The sequence below is a fragment of the Pseudomonas sp. Emmai genome (assembly GCF_055179735.1).
This window is the reverse complement of sequence record NZ_CM143685.1, coordinates 2,119,561-2,136,320: the sequence shown is the minus strand read 5'-3', so window position 1 is coordinate 2,136,320 and position 16,760 is coordinate 2,119,561. Positions and strand designations below refer to the sequence as shown.

General features: G+C 60.6%; 16 protein-coding genes and 1 pseudogene. 1 reads left to right on the top strand and 16 read right to left on the bottom strand.

The features are described from left to right. Positions 1-39: 39 nt before the first annotated feature. Positions 40-120 (top strand): annotated as a pseudogene (locus ACY4LX_RS09650) (EscU/YscU/HrcU family type III secretion system export apparatus switch protein); the annotation flags it as partial. A gap of 118 nt (positions 121-238) precedes the next feature. Here the strand turns inward: ACY4LX_RS09650 and ACY4LX_RS09645 are convergent. From ACY4LX_RS09645 to fliR, 16 genes are all read right to left on the bottom strand, one after another. Then, positions 239-631 carry a DUF2802 domain-containing protein gene (locus ACY4LX_RS09645; protein WP_123509158.1) on the bottom strand — a complete coding sequence of 131 codons (393 nt, stop codon included), beginning with the start codon at positions 629-631 and terminating at the stop codon, positions 239-241. Then, positions 632-1,117: a chemotaxis protein CheW gene (locus ACY4LX_RS09640; RefSeq protein WP_149657007.1), complete on the bottom strand. Its 486-nt coding sequence runs from the start codon at positions 1,115-1,117 to the stop codon at positions 632-634. It lies immediately after the preceding gene. Between the two features lie 89 nt (positions 1,118-1,206). Continuing rightward, positions 1,207-2,094 (bottom strand): CheW domain-containing protein, encoded by an 888-nt coding sequence (locus ACY4LX_RS09635; protein WP_149657008.1) that lies wholly within the window; start codon positions 2,092-2,094, stop codon positions 1,207-1,209. A gap of 118 nt (positions 2,095-2,212) precedes the next feature. Next, complete coding sequence (locus ACY4LX_RS09630) at positions 2,213-3,001, bottom strand: ParA family protein (protein WP_133839117.1); 789 nt, start codon at positions 2,999-3,001, stop codon at positions 2,213-2,215. Between the two features lie 43 nt (positions 3,002-3,044). After that, positions 3,045-3,938 carry a flagellar motor protein MotD gene (gene motD, locus ACY4LX_RS09625; RefSeq protein ID WP_463260577.1) on the bottom strand — a complete coding sequence of 298 codons (894 nt, stop codon included), beginning with the start codon at positions 3,936-3,938 and terminating at the stop codon, positions 3,045-3,047. Between the two features lie 12 nt (positions 3,939-3,950). After that, on the bottom strand, positions 3,951-4,691 hold the full coding sequence (locus ACY4LX_RS09620) for a flagellar motor protein (protein WP_092271414.1): 741 nt from the start codon (positions 4,689-4,691) through the stop codon (positions 3,951-3,953). Further along, positions 4,691-5,824: a protein-glutamate methylesterase/protein-glutamine glutaminase gene (locus ACY4LX_RS09615; protein WP_463259769.1), complete on the bottom strand. Its 1,134-nt coding sequence runs from the start codon at positions 5,822-5,824 to the stop codon at positions 4,691-4,693. Before ACY4LX_RS09615 ends, ACY4LX_RS09620 begins: the two co-directional genes overlap by 1 nt. Positions 5,825-5,873: 49 nt before the next feature. Continuing rightward, positions 5,874-8,114, bottom strand: a complete 2,241-nt coding sequence (locus ACY4LX_RS09610; RefSeq protein WP_463259768.1) for a chemotaxis protein CheA — start codon at positions 8,112-8,114, stop codon at positions 5,874-5,876. 38 nt (positions 8,115-8,152) lie between these two features. Further along, positions 8,153-8,941, bottom strand: a complete 789-nt coding sequence (locus ACY4LX_RS09605) for a protein phosphatase CheZ (RefSeq protein WP_149657012.1) — start codon at positions 8,939-8,941, stop codon at positions 8,153-8,155. A 22-nt stretch (positions 8,942-8,963) separates the two neighbouring features. Continuing rightward, positions 8,964-9,335: a chemotaxis response regulator CheY gene (locus ACY4LX_RS09600; protein ID WP_003183998.1), complete on the bottom strand. Its 372-nt coding sequence runs from the start codon at positions 9,333-9,335 to the stop codon at positions 8,964-8,966. A 168-nt stretch (positions 9,336-9,503) separates the two neighbouring features. Further along, positions 9,504-10,244: an RNA polymerase sigma factor FliA gene (fliA, locus tag ACY4LX_RS09595; RefSeq protein WP_085716996.1), complete on the bottom strand. Its 741-nt coding sequence runs from the start codon at positions 10,242-10,244 to the stop codon at positions 9,504-9,506. Then, entirely contained in the window at positions 10,241-11,071 is an 831-nt protein-coding gene (gene fleN / locus ACY4LX_RS09590; RefSeq protein ID WP_003222917.1) for a flagellar synthesis regulator FleN, read from the bottom strand. Before fleN ends, fliA begins: the two co-directional genes overlap by 4 nt. Before the next feature lie 116 nt (positions 11,072-11,187). After that, positions 11,188-12,522, bottom strand: coding sequence for a flagellar biosynthesis protein FlhF (gene flhF, locus ACY4LX_RS09585; protein WP_149657013.1), 1,335 nt, complete (start codon positions 12,520-12,522; stop codon positions 11,188-11,190). Positions 12,523-12,533: 11 nt separating this feature from the next. Beyond that, positions 12,534-14,663 carry a flagellar biosynthesis protein FlhA gene (flhA, locus tag ACY4LX_RS09580; protein WP_463259767.1) on the bottom strand — a complete coding sequence of 710 codons (2,130 nt, stop codon included), beginning with the start codon at positions 14,661-14,663 and terminating at the stop codon, positions 12,534-12,536. A 168-nt stretch (positions 14,664-14,831) separates the two neighbouring features. Next, a complete protein-coding gene (gene flhB / locus ACY4LX_RS09575; protein ID WP_149657015.1) occupies positions 14,832-15,971 on the bottom strand; it encodes a flagellar biosynthesis protein FlhB in 1,140 nt (379 codons plus the stop codon). Positions 15,972-15,974: 3 nt separating this feature from the next. Continuing rightward, the gene (fliR, locus tag ACY4LX_RS09570) at positions 15,975-16,757 is read right to left on the bottom strand and encodes a flagellar biosynthetic protein FliR (RefSeq protein WP_149657016.1); all 783 of its coding nucleotides are present in this window, start codon (positions 16,755-16,757) and stop codon (positions 15,975-15,977) included. Between the last annotated feature and the right edge of the window lie 3 nt (positions 16,758-16,760).

Sequence of the window (16,760 nt, the reverse complement as noted above, 5' to 3'; positions counted from 1 at the left end):
AGGCATTCCCACGCGGAGCGTGGGAACGATCTCAAATGGGAGGGGAAATTTCCGCAAGGACCGGATCCGAATGCGCCGCAGGTGGAGAAGGACGTTACCGAGCGTGGCGACGACTACTGATCATTCCCACGCTCTGCGTGGGCATGCAGCCCGTGACGCTCTGCGTCACCGTTCAAGAGCGGAACGCGGAGCGTCCCAAGAGGCATTCCCACGCGGAGCGTGGGAACGATTTCAACAGTCAGTTCTTGTGAAGCTTACGCATCAACTCCGCCTCAGCCTGGGTCAAGCCGCAGGACTGAGTCAGTTCATCGACGGTGGCGCCCATCCCGACCAGTCGCGCCGCCTGGGCGAACGACAGGCTTGAAGGGTCGCGCTGTTCCAGCTGGGCCAGTTTGTCCGGCAACGGGCTGACCACCGCGCGCAGCTCGTGCAGGTCTTCACCCATGCGCACGTTGCCGCTCTGGTAGTTGTCGACGCGCTTGGCCAGGTCCTTGATGCGCTGATCGCGCAGCGCATCGCCCTCGGCCTGTTGCGCCGCGATCACGCGCTGGCTGCGGATGTACGACAGGAACATCGCCAGCGTGCCTGCCCAAAACAGGAACAGGACAATGACAGCAACCTCAAGAATCAATCAGATGTTCTCCAGATCCGACCATTCTTCTTCGCTCATCATCTTGTCGAGTTCGACCAGAATCAGCAGTTCGTTGTTCTTGTTGCACACGCCCTGGATGAACTTGGCGGACTCTTCGTTACCGACGTTCGGCGCGGTCTCGATTTCCGACTGACGCAGGTAAACCACTTCGGCCACGCTGTCGACCATGATCCCGACCACTTGCTTGTCGGCTTCGATGATGACGATGCGGGTGTTGTCGCTGATTTCGGCATTCATCAGGCCGAAGCGCTGACGGGTGTCGATCACGGTAACCACGTTACCGCGCAGGTTGATGATGCCCAGCACGTAGCTCGGGGCACCCGGGACCGGGGCGATTTCGGTGTAACGCAGGACTTCCTGAACGCGCATCACGTTGATGCCGTAGGTTTCATTGTCCAGTTTGAAGGTGACCCATTGCAGGATCGGATCTTCAGAACCTTTTGCATTCGTCGCGTGACTACTCATACCCTGACCCCTCGAAAAACCGCGCTTGGCGGTGTGTGTTCTGTGTGGCGGCATTCAACAATGCCGTCGCTTACTTGTTATGTCGGCTGCTATGTCGATTTGTGTAGCGGCTTGCTGCCGCTCATGTGTTTTGCCCCACCGCTGGCGATCAACTCGGCCAGGGCGGAAACGTCCAGCAACGCACACATGTGCTCAATCACCGTGCCGGCGAGCCATGGCCGCTGACCTCGGTGACTTCTCCATTTGATTTCGTTCGGGTCCAGGCGCAACGAACGGCTGACCTGATGCACCGCCAGCCCCCACTCATAGCCCTGCACTGAAATAACGTATTGCAGGCCCTGGCGGAAGTCATCGCGATAGCGGTCCGGCATGACCCAGCGCGCGGTATCCAGCACTTTGAGGTTGCCGGCCTGGCTCGGCAGGATCCCGAGGAACCATTCCGGCTGACCGAACAACGGCGTCAGTTCGTGGCCGGTCAAGGAATAAATCGAACCCAGGCACACCAGCGGCACCGCCAGGGTCAGCCCCGCGACGTCGAACAACAGGCATTCAAACGGCTCGGCGGCCCAGGACGGACGGCCATCGGTTTCCACCGGTGGCGGCGTGTTGCTTGGCGGCAGGTGCACTTCAACGACAGGTGGTACCAAGGCTTGCAGCAGCGGCGCGATGGTCGAGACGGGCGCCAGGATCGGGGCCGGGGCTTCGATCACCTTGACGGGTGCTTGCTCAACAACTGGCGCAACCACTGGCGCGGCGACGGCAGCCGTTGGGCGCGCATCACGGGCCTGTTCTTCGAGCACCGCCAACTGGAACTCATCCAGCGCCGCCTCAACCTCGACCGCTTCGACAACTTCAATGACTTCAGCCACCGCCTCGACTTCCGGCGGCAACTCTTCCGTCGCCTCCATCAGCAAGCTGTCCAGATAAGACTGGAGCGCCAGTTGCGGACGCGAAGTGACCTTCACCGGCCTGTTCATGAACGACACCGCCCTGTAGGAGCGAGGCTTGCCCGCGAAGAACGATAACGCGGTTTAACTGTGGAGACCGTGGTGCTGCCTTCGCGGGCAAGCCTCGCTCCTACAGAAATTGGGTTCATCAGGCCACCGCCGGGACGAGTTGTGCGGCCAGCAGGTGCTTGAGCAGCGCCCGATAGGCAAGCACGCCACGGCTCTTGCCGTCGAACTGCGAAGGCGTGACACCGGCCCGACTCGCGTCGCGCATGCGGGTGTCCACCGGGATGTAGCCTTGCCAGATTTCTTCCGGGTACTTGTCGCGCAACACCCGCAGGGTCCCGAGGGAGGCCTGGGTGCGGCGGTCGAACAAGGTCGGGACGATGCTGAACGGCAACGCCTGTTTGCGCGAGCGGTTGATCATCGCCAGGGTGTTGACCATGCGTTCCAGGCCTTTGACGGCCAGGTGCTCGGTCTGCACCGGGATCACTAACTGCTGGCTCGCGGCCAGGGCGTTGACCATCAACACACCGAGCAACGGCGGGCTGTCGATCACCGCGTAATCGAAGTCTTGCCACAATTGCGCCAGACTCTTGGCGATCACCAGGCCCAGGCCACTCTGGCCCGGCGACTGACGCTCAAGGGTCGCCAGCGCGGTGCTCGACGGCAACAGGGAAATATTCTCGTGACTGGTAGGCATCAACAGCTGACCGGGCAAGCCTTGGGGCACGCTGCCCTTGTGCAGGAACAGGTCGTAGCAGCTGTGCTCCAGGGTGTCGGGGTCATAGCCGAAATAGCTGGTCATCGAGCCATGCGGGTCAAGATCGACGATGACCACGCGCTTGCCCGCCTCGGCCAGCAACCCGGCTAAAGCGATAGAGGAAGTGGTTTTACCAACACCACCCTTTTGATTGGCAACTGCCCAGACTCTCATTCGGATTGTTCCTCCCGGTCGATCAGGTCGACCGAGAAATAGCTCAACGTATTAATGCGGGTGACGGAGAATTGACGGCGCTCTCTCGTACCGGCGACTTGACCGGGGTCGGTGCAGTTTGTGTGCCAGCCCGCTTCAATGCGGCGTCCGGTTTCGCATTAGCGGTTCCGGTGCCCGTGAGACTGCGACGGACATCGAGATTGCGCGAAACCACCAGCACCACCCGACGGTTGCGTGCACGGCCTTCGGCGGTGGCGTTGTTGGCCACGGGCTGGAATTCACCGTAGCCCACCGACGCCAGGCGACCGGGGTTTACACCCTGCATCGCCAGCATGCGCACAATGCTCGCCGAACGGGCCGAGGACAGTTCCCAGTTGGTCGGGTACTGCGCGGTGCGGATCGGCTGATCGTCGGTAAAGCCTTCGACGTGGATCGGGTTGTCGAACGGTTTGAGGATCGCCGCGACCTTGTCGATGATGTTGAAGGCCATGTCGCTGGGCATGGCGTCGCCGCTGCCGAACAACAGGCTGGAATTGAGTTCAATCTCGACCCACAACTCGTTGCCGCGAATGGTCATCTGGTTGGAGCTGATCAGGTCGCCGAACGCGGCGCTGATGTCATCGGCAATGGTTTTAAGCGGATCGCTGGCACCGGAGATGCCGGCGTCAACCTGCTCGGCATCCTTGACCAGCGGCTTGGCCGGCGTCACGGTCAACGGGCGCTCTTCACCGATCGGGATCGGCTTGAGGGCACGGTCCGAGTCGGTGAACACGCCGATCAACGCTTCCGAGATGACCTTGTACTTGCCTTCGTTGATCGAAGAGATCGAGTACATGACCACGAAGAACGCAAACAGCAGGGTAATGAAGTCCGCATAGGACACCAACCAGCGTTCGTGATTGACGTGTTCTTCAGGTTGCCGGCGACGAGCCATAATCCATTACCCCCATCAATCCATGAAGCCCTGAAGCTTCAGCTCAATAGAGCGAGGGTTTTCACCTTCGGCGATCGACAGAATCCCTTCCAACAACATTTCGCGATAACGCGACTGGCGCAGCGCGATGGACTTGAGCTTGGCCGCCACCGGCAGCAACACCAGGTTGGCACTGGCCACGCCGTAGATGGTCGCGACGAACGCCACGGCAATCCCGCTGCCCAGTTGCGACGGATCGGCGAGGTTGCCCATGACGTGGATCAGGCCCATCACCGCACCGATGATGCCGATGGTCGGCGCGTAGCCGCCCATGCTTTCGAAGACTTTGGCGGCTTCGATGTCGCGGCTTTCCTGGGTGTAGAAATCCACTTCCAGGATGCTGCGAATCGCTTCCGGCTCAGCGCCATCGACCAGCAGTTGCAGGCCTTTGCGCGAGTAGTTGTCCGGCTCGGCGTCAGCCACCCCTTCCAGACCGAGCAAACCTTCCTTGCGCGCGGTGAGGCTCCAATTCACAACACGATCGATACCACCGGCCAGATCCACCCGAGGCGGAAACAGAATCCAGGCAAGGATCTGCATGGAGCGCTTGAACGCGCTCATCGGCGATTGCAACAGCGCCGCACCGACGGTCCCACCAATGACGATCAACGCCGCCGGGCCGTTGGCCAGAGCGCCGAGGTGACCGCCTTCAAGGTAGTTGCCGCCGATGATGGCGACGAACGCCATGATGATCCCGATAAGGCTCAGTACATCCATCAGATACAGGCCTCAACCAAATGTTTGCCAATGTCGTCGAGGCTGTAAATCGCATCGGCGAGATCGGCTTTGACGATGGCCATCGGCATGCCGTAGATCACGCAGCTGGCTTCATCCTGGGCCCAGATCGCACTGCCGCCCTGCTTGAGCAGACGCGCGCCTTCGCGACCATCGGCACCCATGCCGGTCAGCACGACCGCCAGAACTTTGTCACCGTAGGATTTGGCCGCCGACCCGAAGGTGATGTCCACGCACGGTTTGTAGTTCAGACGCTCGTCGCCCGGCAGGATTTTCACCGCGCCACGGCCATCGATCATCATTTGCTTGCCACCCGGTGCCAGCAGCGCCAGGCCCGGACGCAGGATGTCGCCATCCTCGGCTTCCTTGACGTTGATGCGGCACAGCTTGTCCAGGCGCTCGGCAAAAGCCTTGGTGAACGCCGCCGGCATGTGCTGGATCAACACGATCGGCGCCGGGAAGTTGGCCGGCAATTGGGTCAACACCCGCTGCAGCGCAACCGGCCCGCCGGTGGACGTACCGATGGCCACCAGTTTGTAGGCTTTGCGTTTTGGCGCGGGCGACGATGGGCTGGCAGACGCTGGCGCACGGGTCGGCAACGGTGCCGGTGCCGGACGCGCAGGCGCGCTGCTGCCATAGCTGCTGACGCTCGAAGGCGCAGGCGTCGGTGCAGGTGCTGCCACCGGAGCCGGCGCCGTGTAGGTATTGGCGCGACGGTTACTGCGCGAGATGCTCAGGATCTTTTCGCACAGCAGTTGCTTGACCTTCTCCGGGTTACGGGAGATGTCTTCGAAATTCTTCGGCAGGAAATCCACCGCACCGGCGTCCAGCGCATCCAGGGTGACCCGGGCGCCTTCGTGCGTCAGCGAGGAGAACATCAAGACCGGGGTCGGGCAGCGCTGCATGATGTGCCGCACCGCCGTGATGCCATCCATCATCGGCATCTCGTAGTCCATGGTGATCACGTCTGGCTTGAGGGCCAGCGCCTGATCGATCGCCTCTTTTCCGTTGGTTGCCGTACCGACAACCTGGATGTTCGGATCCGCTGAAAGAATTTCCGAGACGCGGCGGCGGAAAAACCCCGAATCGTCCACCACCAGGACTTTGACTACCATAAACACTCCGTTAGACGCAGCGGGGCGTTGTCGCCCCGCTGCGGCAGAATCAAATACGCCGTGCGGCGTAACGCTTGAGCATGCTCGGAACATCGAGAATCAGCGCAATGCGGCCGTCACCAGTGATGGTGGCGCCGGACATGCCCGGGGTTCCCTGGAGCATTTTGCCCAATGGCTTGATGACCACTTCTTCCTGGCCCACCAGTTGATCGACGACAAAGCCGATCCGCTGGGTGCCCACCGAAAGGATCACCACATGGCCCTCGCGCTGCTCTTCATGAGCGGCGGAGCTGACCAGCCAGCGCTTGAGGTAGAACAAGGGCAGTGCCTTGTCCCGCACAATCACCACTTCCTGACCGTCGACGACGTTGGTGCGCGACAGGTCGAGGTGGAAGATCTCGTTGACGTTCACCAGCGGGAACGCAAACGCCTGGTTGCCGAGCATGACCATCAGCGTCGGCATGATCGCCAAGGTCAGTGGCACCTTGATGACGATCTTCGAGCCCTTGCCCTTGGTCGAGTAGATATTGATGGTGCCGTTGAGCTGGGCGATCTTGGTTTTCACCACGTCCATGCCCACGCCACGACCTGACACATCGGAGATCTCGGTTTTGGTCGAGAACCCCGGCGCGAAGATCAGGTTGAAGCAATCCGACTCGCTGAGACGGTCCGCCGCATCCTTGTCCATCAAGCCTTTCTTGACTGCGATACCGCGCAGGACATCAGCGTCCATGCCCTTGCCGTCATCGGAGATGGACAGCAGGATGTGGTCGCCTTCCTGTTCGGCGGACAGAATCACTTTGCCGCTGCGCGGCTTGCCCATCGCTTCGCGTTCGGCCGGCTCTTCGATACCGTGGTCGACCGAGTTGCGCACCAAGTGGACCAGCGGGTCGGCCAGGGCCTCGACGAGGTTCTTGTCGAGGTCGGTTTCTTCGCCGACCAGCTCCAGGTTGATCTCTTTCTTGAGCTGGCGAGCCAGGTCGCGAACCAGGCGCGGGAAGCGCCCGAAGACCTTCTTGATCGGTTGCATCCGGGTCTTCATGACCGCGGTTTGCAGGTCGGCCGTGACCACGTCGAGGTTCGACACAGCCTTGGACATGGCTTCGTCGCCGCTGTTGAGGCCCAGACGGACCAAGCGGTTACGCACCAGTACCAGTTCGCCCACCATGTTCATGATTTCGTCGAGACGCGCGGTATCAACCCGCACGGTGGTCTCGGCTTCGCTGGCCGGTTTTTCCGGTGGCGGCGCGGACGGGGCACGGGCCGGAGCCGGTGCAGCCGCGGCGGCCGGTTTCGGCGCTTCGGCTTTAGGCTCGGGCGCTTTGGCGACAGGTTTCGGCGCCGGTGCCGGGGCTTTGGCGACGGGAGCCGTCACCACAGTGCCGGTACCGACTTCAGTGAACTTGCCTTTGCCGTGCAATTCGTCGAGCAGCGATTCGAACTCGTGATCGGAGATCAGATCGCCGCCGGCCGCTTTAGCGGTTGGCGCAGCCGGGGCTGGCGCCGAGGCAATGGCGGTTTCCAGCGCATCGACGGCAAAGTTGCCCTTGCCGTGCAACTGATCGAGCAGTGCTTCGAATTCGTCGTCGGTGATGTCCGAGCTGTCGCCAGCCGCTTTCGGGGCCTTGGGTGCCGGGGCAGCCGGAGCGGCTACGGCATCCACCGCGAACTGACCTTTACCGTGCAACTGATCGAGCAACGACTCGAACTCGGCATCGGTGATTTCGTCGCTGGCCGATGCGGCCGGCGCAGGCACAGCCGCCGGGGCTTCGGCCTGGGCCTTGACGGCGTTCAGCGAGTCCAGCAGTTGTTCGAATTCGTTATCGGTGATGTCGCCCGACTCGCTTTCAGCGGCCGGTTCTTCCACCGCGTCGGCAACCGGGGCTGCGACGTCGGCCGATTGTGGCTCGGCCAGACGGGCCAAGGCTTCCAGCAATTGCGGAGTGGCAGCCGTGATCGGGCTGCGTTCGCGGACTTCGGTGAACATGCCGTTCACCGCATCCAGCGCTTCAAGAACCACGTCCATCAGTTCCGAGTCGACGCGTCGTTCACCCTTGCGCAGGATGTCGAACACGTTCTCGGCGATGTGACAGCACTCCACCAGCTCATTGAGCTGGAGGAAGCCGGCGCCCCCTTTTACAGTGTGAAAACCGCGAAAAATTGCATTGAGCAGGTCCGCATCATCCGGTCGGCTTTCCAGCTCGACCAGTTGCTCGGACAGTTGCTCTAGAATCTCGCCGGCCTCAACCAGGAAATCCTGAAGGATCTCTTCATCGGCGCCGAAGCTCATTAAGGGGGTGCTCCTAAAGGTCTAAAAACCTAAAAAACCTAAAATCCAAGACTGGATAACAAATCGTCCACATCGTCCTGACCGGACACAACATCTTCTCTTTTATCGGCATGAATCTGCGGACCTTCACCCTGCGAGAGATGTTTTTGTGGATCTTTTTCAGCCAGCATCGCTTCACGGTCATGTTCGATACCCGCAAAGCGGTCTACCTGGCTGGCCATGAGCACGAGCTTGAGCAGGTTGCTTTCAACTTCGGTGACCAATTGGGTCACGCGCTTGATCACTTGACCGGTGAGGTCCTGGTAATCCTGGGCCAGCAGAATGTCGTTGAGGTTGCTCGACACTGTGCGATTGTCCGCGCTGCTGCGCGTCAGGAAACCGTCGACCCGCCGGGCCAGCTCGCGGAACTCTTCAGCCCCGACTTCGCGACGCATGAAGCGTCCCCAGTCGGCGCTCAATGCCTGGGCTTCAGTGCTCAGGCCATTGACCAGCGGCGTGGCGTTTTCCACCAGGTCCATGGTGCGGTTGGCAGCGGCCTCGGTCAGCTTGACCACATACCCCAGACGCTCGGTGGCGTCCGTGATCTGCGAGACTTCCTCGGCTTGCGGCATGTTTGGGTCAATCTGGAAATTGACGATCGCGCTATGCAGCTCGCGAGTGAGCTTGCCAACTTCCTGGTACAGGCCGCGGTCACGGGTCTGGTTGAGCTCATGAATCAGTTGCACAGCGTCGCCAAACTTGCCTTTTTCAAGGCTGTCGACCAGTTCGCGGGCATGTTTTTTCAGGGTCGATTCAAAATCGCCCTGTGAAGATTCGTTGTGGTCCATAGCTACCCCGTGGCGCAGTGACTCAACCGATGCGTTCGAAAATCTTTTCGATTTTTTCTTTCAACGCCTGGGCCGTGAAGGGTTTGACCACATAGCCGTTAACACCGGCCTGGGCCGCTTCGATGATCTGTTCGCGCTTGGCTTCAGCGGTCACCATCAGCACTGGCAGGTGCTTGAGTTTTTCATCGGCGCGCACGTGGCGCAGCAGGTCGATACCGGTCATGCCCGGCATGTTCCAGTCTGTTACCAGAAAGTCGATGCTGCCGCTGTTGAGCACCGGAATGGCAGTGGTGCCATCGTCAGCCTCGACCGTGTTGGTGAACCCAAGGTCACGCAACAGGTTTTTAATGATCCGCCGCATCGTTGAGAAGTCATCAACGATGAGGATTTTCATGTTCTTGTCCAATTCGACCTCCAAGCAGTCTTAAACGCGCCCAGCACCTGGACGCGCCATTTCATTCAATCCGGCAAAGCACTCAAATGACTGTCTGGAGCACAACAGATCGAGACCGCTGCAGTTCATCACCACACCAGCCTCGTTCGCAGTGTCCCCACACTGCCTTCAGCGCGCTCGCCACTCCCCCAAACGCCCCCGCAAACGGGCCGCGCACTGGCTGTGTAACTGGCTGACACGGGATTCGCTGACACCCAGGACCTCACCGATTTCCTTGAGGTTCAGCTCTTCGTCGTAGTACAGCGCCAACACCAGTCGCTCACGCTCCGGCAAATTGGCAATCGCGTCCGCCAAGGCGGCCTGGAAGCGTTCATCTTCCAGATCGCGCGACGGCTCCAGATGAGCACTGGCGCCATCCTCGTGCAGCCCTTCGTGTTCGCCGTCCTGCAACAGGTCGTCGAAACTGAACAGCCGGCTGCCCAAGGTATCGTTCAAAATCCCGTAATAATCGTCGAGACTCAATTGGAGTTCGGCCGCAACTTCGTGATCTTTAGCATCACGGCCGGTTTTAGCTTCAATCGAGCGAATTGCGTCGCTGACCATGCGGGTATTGCGGTGGACCGAACGTGGCGCCCAGTCCCCCTTGCGTACTTCATCGAGCATCGCGCCACGGATTCGAATGCCCGCGTACGTTTCGAAACTCGCGCCTTTGCTGGCGTCGTATTTGGTTGACACTTCAAGCAGGCCAATCATCCCGGCCTGGATCAGGTCTTCCACCTGGACACTGGCCGGCAGACGCGCTAGCAAGTGGTAAGCAATGCGTTTGACCAGTGGCGCGTAACGCTCGATCAGCTCGTATTGCGAATCACGTGCCGACTTCTTGTAGAGGTTGTAGCCACTGGCTGTCATAGGACGGGTCCTGCGGTCTGTTGCACGAGGCGCTCGACGAAAAATTCCAGGTGTCCGCGCGGGTTGGCCGGCAGCGGCCAGGTGTCGACTTTTTGTGCAATCGCCTTGAACGCCAGGGCGCACTTGGAGCGCGGGAAGGCTTCGTAGACGGCACGTTGCTTCTGCACGGCCTTGCGCACGCTTTCGTCGTAAGGCACGGCGCCGACGTATTGTAGGGCCACGTCGAGGAAGCGGTCCGTGACCTTGGTCAACTTGGCGAACAGGTTGCGCCCTTCCTGCGGGCTCTGGGCCATGTTGGCCAGGACGCGGAAGCGGTTCATGCCGTAATCGCGGTTGAGCAATTTGATCAGGGCGTAGGCGTCGGTGATGGAGGTCGGCTCGTCGCAGACCACCAGCAACACTTCTTGCGCGGCGCGGACAAAACTGACGACCGAGTCACCAATACCCGCAGCCGTGTCGATCACCAATACATCAAGGTTATCGCCGATATCGCTGAAGGCCTGGATCAGGCCGGCATGCTGGGCCGGGCTCAGATGAACCATGCTCTGGGTGCCGGACGCGGCCGGGACGATACGGATACCGCCCGGGCCCTGCAATAGAACGTCGCGCAGCTCGCAGCGGCCTTCGATCACGTCGGCCAGGGTACGTTTGGGCGTCAGTCCCAGCAGAACGTCGACGTTCGCCAGACCCAGATCGGCGTCCAGCAGCATGACGCGTCGGCCAAGCTCTGCTAGAGCCAGGGACAAGTTCACTGACACGTTAGTCTTCCCGACGCCACCTTTGCCGCCGGTCACCGCGATCACCTGTACGGGATGCATGCTGCCCATGTTATTTCTTTACCTTGTCTTGCATAGACGGAGGCCACATTACTGGCTGCGCGTTCATCAACTGAACAATGCATGGCAGACCATCGATGTAGGTACAAAAACTGTTCATTAGTACCTCAGCCAACCTGCTTGGTCGGGCTGTGGTAAATATCAGCGAACATGTCAGCCATGGCTTCCTCGCTGGGTTCTTCCTGCATTTGCACGCTCACCGCGCGACTGACCAACTGGTGACGCCGCGGCAGATGCAGATCATCTGGAATGCGCGGGCCATCGGTGAGGTACGCCACTGGCAATTCATGACTGATGGCCAGGCTCAACACCTCGCCCAGACTCGCCGTTTCATCCAGTTTAGTCAGGATGCAGCCAGCCAGCCCACACCGCTTGTAACTGTGATAAGCGGCGGTTAGAACCTGTTTCTGGCTGGTGGTTGCCAGGACCAGATAATTTTTCGATTTGATCCCCCGACCGGCCAGGCTTTCGAGCTGCATGCGCAAGGCCGGATCGCTGGCCTGAAGGCCGGCGGTATCGATCAGAATCACGCGTTTGCGCAGCAACGGATCCAGCGCCTGCACCAGGGACTGGCCCGGATCGACGTGGGTCACCGACACATTCAGAATGCGGCCCAGCGTCTTCAATTGTTCCTGGGCGCCGATGCGGTAGCTGTCCATGCTCACCAGCGCGATGTTCTGCGCGCCGTACTTGAGCACGTAACGGGCCGCGAGCTTGGCCAGGGTGGTGGTCTTGCCCATGCCGGCAGGGCCGACCATGGCAATCACGCCGCCCTCTTCCAGTGGCTCGACTTCCGGTGTGGCGATCATCCGCGCCAGGTGCGCCAGCAACATGCGCCAGGCCTGACGAGGCTCTTCAATATCGGTAATCAGCGCCAGCAGGTCGCGGGACAACGGGCCGGACAAGCCGATGCGTTGCAGGCGACGCCACAGGTTGGCCTGGGCCGGACGGCTGCCTTGCAGCTGATTCCAGGCCAGGGAGCCGAGTTGCACTTCCATCAATTCGCGCAGGCTGTTGAGTTCGAAACGCATCGAATCGAAAGCCCGTGGGTCAACACCGCCGGACACGGGTGCCGGGGCTGGCGCGGCACGACGGGGCTGTTCGTAAGTCGGTTCGATCAGCGGCTCGGCAGCGGTCAATGGCAGGCCGGCGAACAACTGGCGATTGGTGGTCTTGTCACCGTCGGTTTCGCCTTCGCCGCGCAGGCTCAGTTCGGCCTGGGCGGTGACGATGCGCGACTGGGTCTTGCGCAGCTCATCCTCGAGTTCCATGTTTGGAACGCGTGGGGCCAGCGCCGACAATTTGTAATCCAGGGCAGCCGTCAGCTCGACACCACCGGCAATCCGGCGGTTGCCGATAATGGCCGCATCAGCGCCCAGCTCATCACGTACCAGTTTCATGGCCTGACGCATATCGGCGGCGAAAAAACGCTTAACTTGCATAAACCACTACCTCAGCCGTTGGGCCCTACTGTCGCAACGATGGTCACTTGCTTGTTGTCAGGGATTTCCTGATACGCCAACACGTGCAAACCCGGGACTGCCAGCCTGCCGAAACGCGACAACATGGCGCGAACCGGACCGGCTACCAGCAGAATCACCGGCTGACCTTGCATCTCTTGACGCTGTGCCGCATCGATCAACGAACGTTGCAGCTTCTCTGCCATGCTTGGCTCCAGCAGAACGCCCTCTTCCGAGCCTTGTCCTGCCTTCTGAAGACTATTGAGCAATATCTGTTCCAACCTTGGCTCCAAGGTGATAACTGGCAGCTCCGACTCAGTCCCTACAATGCTTTGGACGATGGCGCGGCTTACGCCGACGCGCACCGCCGCCACCAGCGCGGCAGTATCTTGACTCTTGCTGGCATTGTTGGCGATGGCCTCGGCGATGCTGCGGATGTCGCGAACCGGCACTTGTTCGGCGAGCAACGCCTGCAAGACCTTGAGCAGTTGCGACAGCGACACCACCCCCGGCACCAACTCTTCAGCCAGTTTCGGCGAGCTTTTGGCCAGCAATTGCATGAGTTGCTGCACTTCTTCGTGGCCGATCAGCTCACTGGAGTGCTTGTACAGAATCTGGTTCAAGTGGGTTGCCACTACCGTACTGGCATCGACCACGGTGTAACCGAGGGACTGCGCCTGGGCGCGCTGGCTGATTTCGATCCAGACCGCCTCCAGACCAAAAGCCGGATCTTTGGCGGTTATGCCGTTGAGCGCGCCGTAGACCTGCCCTGGGTTGATCGCCAGCTCGCGATCCGGGTAAATCTCGGCTTCGGCGAGGATCACGCCCATGAGCGTCAGGCGGTAGGCACTTGGGGCCAGGTCGAGGTTGTCACGAATGTGCACAGTCGGCATCAGGAAGCCCAAGTCCTGGGACAGCTTCTTGCGCACACCCTTGATCCGCGCGAGCAACTGGCCACCCTGGTTGCGGTCCACCAGCGGAATCAGGCGGTAGCCCACTTCCAGGCCGATCATGTCGATCGGGGTCACGTCGTCCCAGCCCAATTCCTTGGTTTCCTGGGCGCGGGCCGGGGATGGCAGCAGTTCTTGCTGACGCTGGACCTCTTGCAAGGCCTGGACCTTGACCACGTTCTGCTTCTTCCAGAACAGGTACGCGCCGCCGGCCGCCAGGGCCGCCATGCTGAGAAAGGAGAAGTGCGGCATGCCGGGCACCAGGCCCATCACCGCCATCAAACCGGCCGCGACGGCCAACGCTTTGGGCGAGGCGAACATCTGGCGACCGATCTGCTTGCCCATGTCTTCCGAGCCGGAAGCACGGGTCACCATGATCGCGGCCGATGTCGATAACAACAGTGATGGCAATTGCGCCACCAAACCGTCACCAATGGTCAACAGCGCATAAACCCGACCGGCGTCACCGAAGGACATGCCGTGCTGGAAGATACCGACCGCCATGCCGCCGATCAGGTTGATGAACAGAATCAGCAGGCCGGCGATGGCGTCACCGCGCACGAACTTGCTGGCACCGTCCATGGAACCGTAGAACTCGGCTTCCTGGGCAACTTCCATGCGGCGCAGTTTGGCCTGGTTCTGATCGATCAGGCCGGCGTTCAAGTCGGCGTCGATGGCCATTTGTTTGCCGGGCATGGCGTCGAGGGTGAAACGTGCGCTCACCTCGGAAATCCGCCCGGCCCCCTTGGTCACCACGACGAAGTTGATGATCATCAAAATCGCGAAGACCACGATACCGACCACGTAGTTACCGCCGATCACCACCTCACCGAAGGCCTGGATCACCTTACCGGCGGCGGCATGCCCTTCCTGACCGTGGAGCATCACCACCCGCGTGGAGGCCACGTTCAGCGCCAGGCGCATCAGCGTCGCCACCAGCAAAATCGTCGGGAACACCGCGAAATCCAGCGGCCGCAAGGCGTAGACGCAGACCAGCAACACCACAATCGACAAGGCAATGTTGAACGTGAAGAACACGTCCAGCAGGAACGGCGGCACCGGCAACATCATCATGGCCAGCATGACCAGCAGCAACAGCGGCACACCCAGATTACCCCGACTCAAGTCGGCGACGTTTGTGCGAGCACTGTTGAATAACTGAGAGCGATCCACCGGTTTTCCCCGTTCCTTTAAAGCAAACTTTTGACGCCTGAAGCAGACGCAGAGCGGCTACTGCAAGAAGCCTTCCAACTTTTGCCGGGGTGGGGATGATCGTTCTTACGCTGCGCGTGGGAACGATCCGTGTGGGGGGTGAGTCCGCTTGCAGGGATTGAGGCGTTATCAGGAATCCCGGCGCAAATCCGGCGGAATCGGCAGGTCGTCCTTGAGCGGATCCGGGCGTTTGCCCTTGCCAGCGCGGTGCTGGCGGATCTGGTAGACGTAGGCCAGGACCTGGGCGACGGCGAGGTACAGGCCGCCGGGGATTTCCTGATCGAGTTCGGTGGAGTAGTAGATCGAACGCGCCAGGGCTGGTGATTCGAGTAGCAGCACTTCGTTGGCCACGGCGATTTCGCGGATTTTCAAGGCCAGGAAGTCGCTGCCCTTGGCAATCAGCATCGGCGCCCCGCCCTTGTCCGGGTCGTATTTGAGGGCCACGGCGTAGTGGGTCGGGTTGGTGATGATCACGTCGGCATCGGGGATCGCCGCCATCATCCGGCGCTGGGACATCTCGCGTTGCAGTTGACGAATACGCTGCTTGACCTCCGGTCGCCCGTCTGAATCCTTGTGTTCATCGCGCACTTCCTGCTTGGTCATCAGCAGTTTCTTGTGGCTTTCCCACAACTGCACCGGCACGTCGACCGCGGCGATGATGATCAGCCCGCAGGCCATCCACAACGTACTCCAGCCCACCACTTGAATGCTGTGGATGATCGCCGATTCCAACGGTTCATGAGCGATGCGCTGCAAGTCATCGATGTCCGATGACAACACCGCCAGCGCCACGAACAGGACGATGGTGAATTTGGCAAACGCCTTGAGCAGTTCCACCAGGGCCTTGGTGGAAAACATCCGCTTGAGGCCGCTGAGCGGGTTCATCCGGCTGAACTTCGGCGCCATGCTGCTGGCCGAGAACAGCCAGCCGCCCAGGGAAATCGGGCCGAGAAGCGCCGCCAACACCAGGGAAATCATGATCGGCTGAATCGCCCACAAGGCAATCTGCCCCGAGTGCAGCAGGTAGTTGGTCATGGCTTTCTGATCGAGGATGACTTCGCGCGGCAACGAGAAATTCATGCGCATCAATTCCATCATGTCCTCGGCCAATGCACCGCCGAAAATCAGCAACGCACTGGCGCCGACCAACATGATCGCCAAGGTATTGAGTTCTTTGGAGCGCGCCGTCTCGCCCTTGTCCCGGGAGTCCTTTTTCTTTTTCTCCGTGGGGTCTTCTGTCTTGTCCTGACCGCTTTCGCTCTCAGCCATGACTCAGCGCGCCTGTACCAGTGAACGTAACAACTGCAAGGCCTCGGTGGCCAACGGTTGATACTGATTGAGAATGTCGCCCAGGCTGACCCAGAGGATGAACATCCCCAGGACCAGGGTCAGCGGAAAACCAATGGAGAAGATGTTCAGTTGCGGCGCCGCCCGGGTCATCACACCAAACGCGATGTTGACCACCAGCAACGCGGTGACCGCCGGCAAGACCAGTACCAGCGCGGCCCCCAGCACCCAGCCGAGCTTGCCGGCCAGCTCCCAGAAATGATTGACCATAAACCCGCTGCCGACCGGCAGCGTGGTGAAGCTTTCGGTGAGGACTTCGAACACCACCAGGTGGCCGTTCATCGACAGGAACAGCAGCGTCACCAGCATGGTGAAGAACTGCCCGATCACCGCCACCGACACGCCGTTGGTAGGGTCGACCATGGACGCAAAGCCCATGCCCATCTGGATCGCGACAATCTGCCCGGCAACGACGAATGCCTGGAAGAACAGCTGCAAGGAGAACCCCATCACGGCGCCGATGACGATCTGCTCGCCGATCAGCAGCAGCCCACTCAGGTCAAGCGGATTGACCGGAGGCATGGGTGGCAACGCCGGAGTGATGACGACGGTGATGGCCAGGGCGAAATACGCCCGCACCCGCCGTGGCACCAGGGTCGTCCCGAAAATCGGCATGACCATCAGCAAGGTGCCGACGCGAAACAGCGGCAACATGAACGTCGCAACCCACGTGCTGATCTGGGTATCGGTCAGTTGCAGCAGCGACATGGT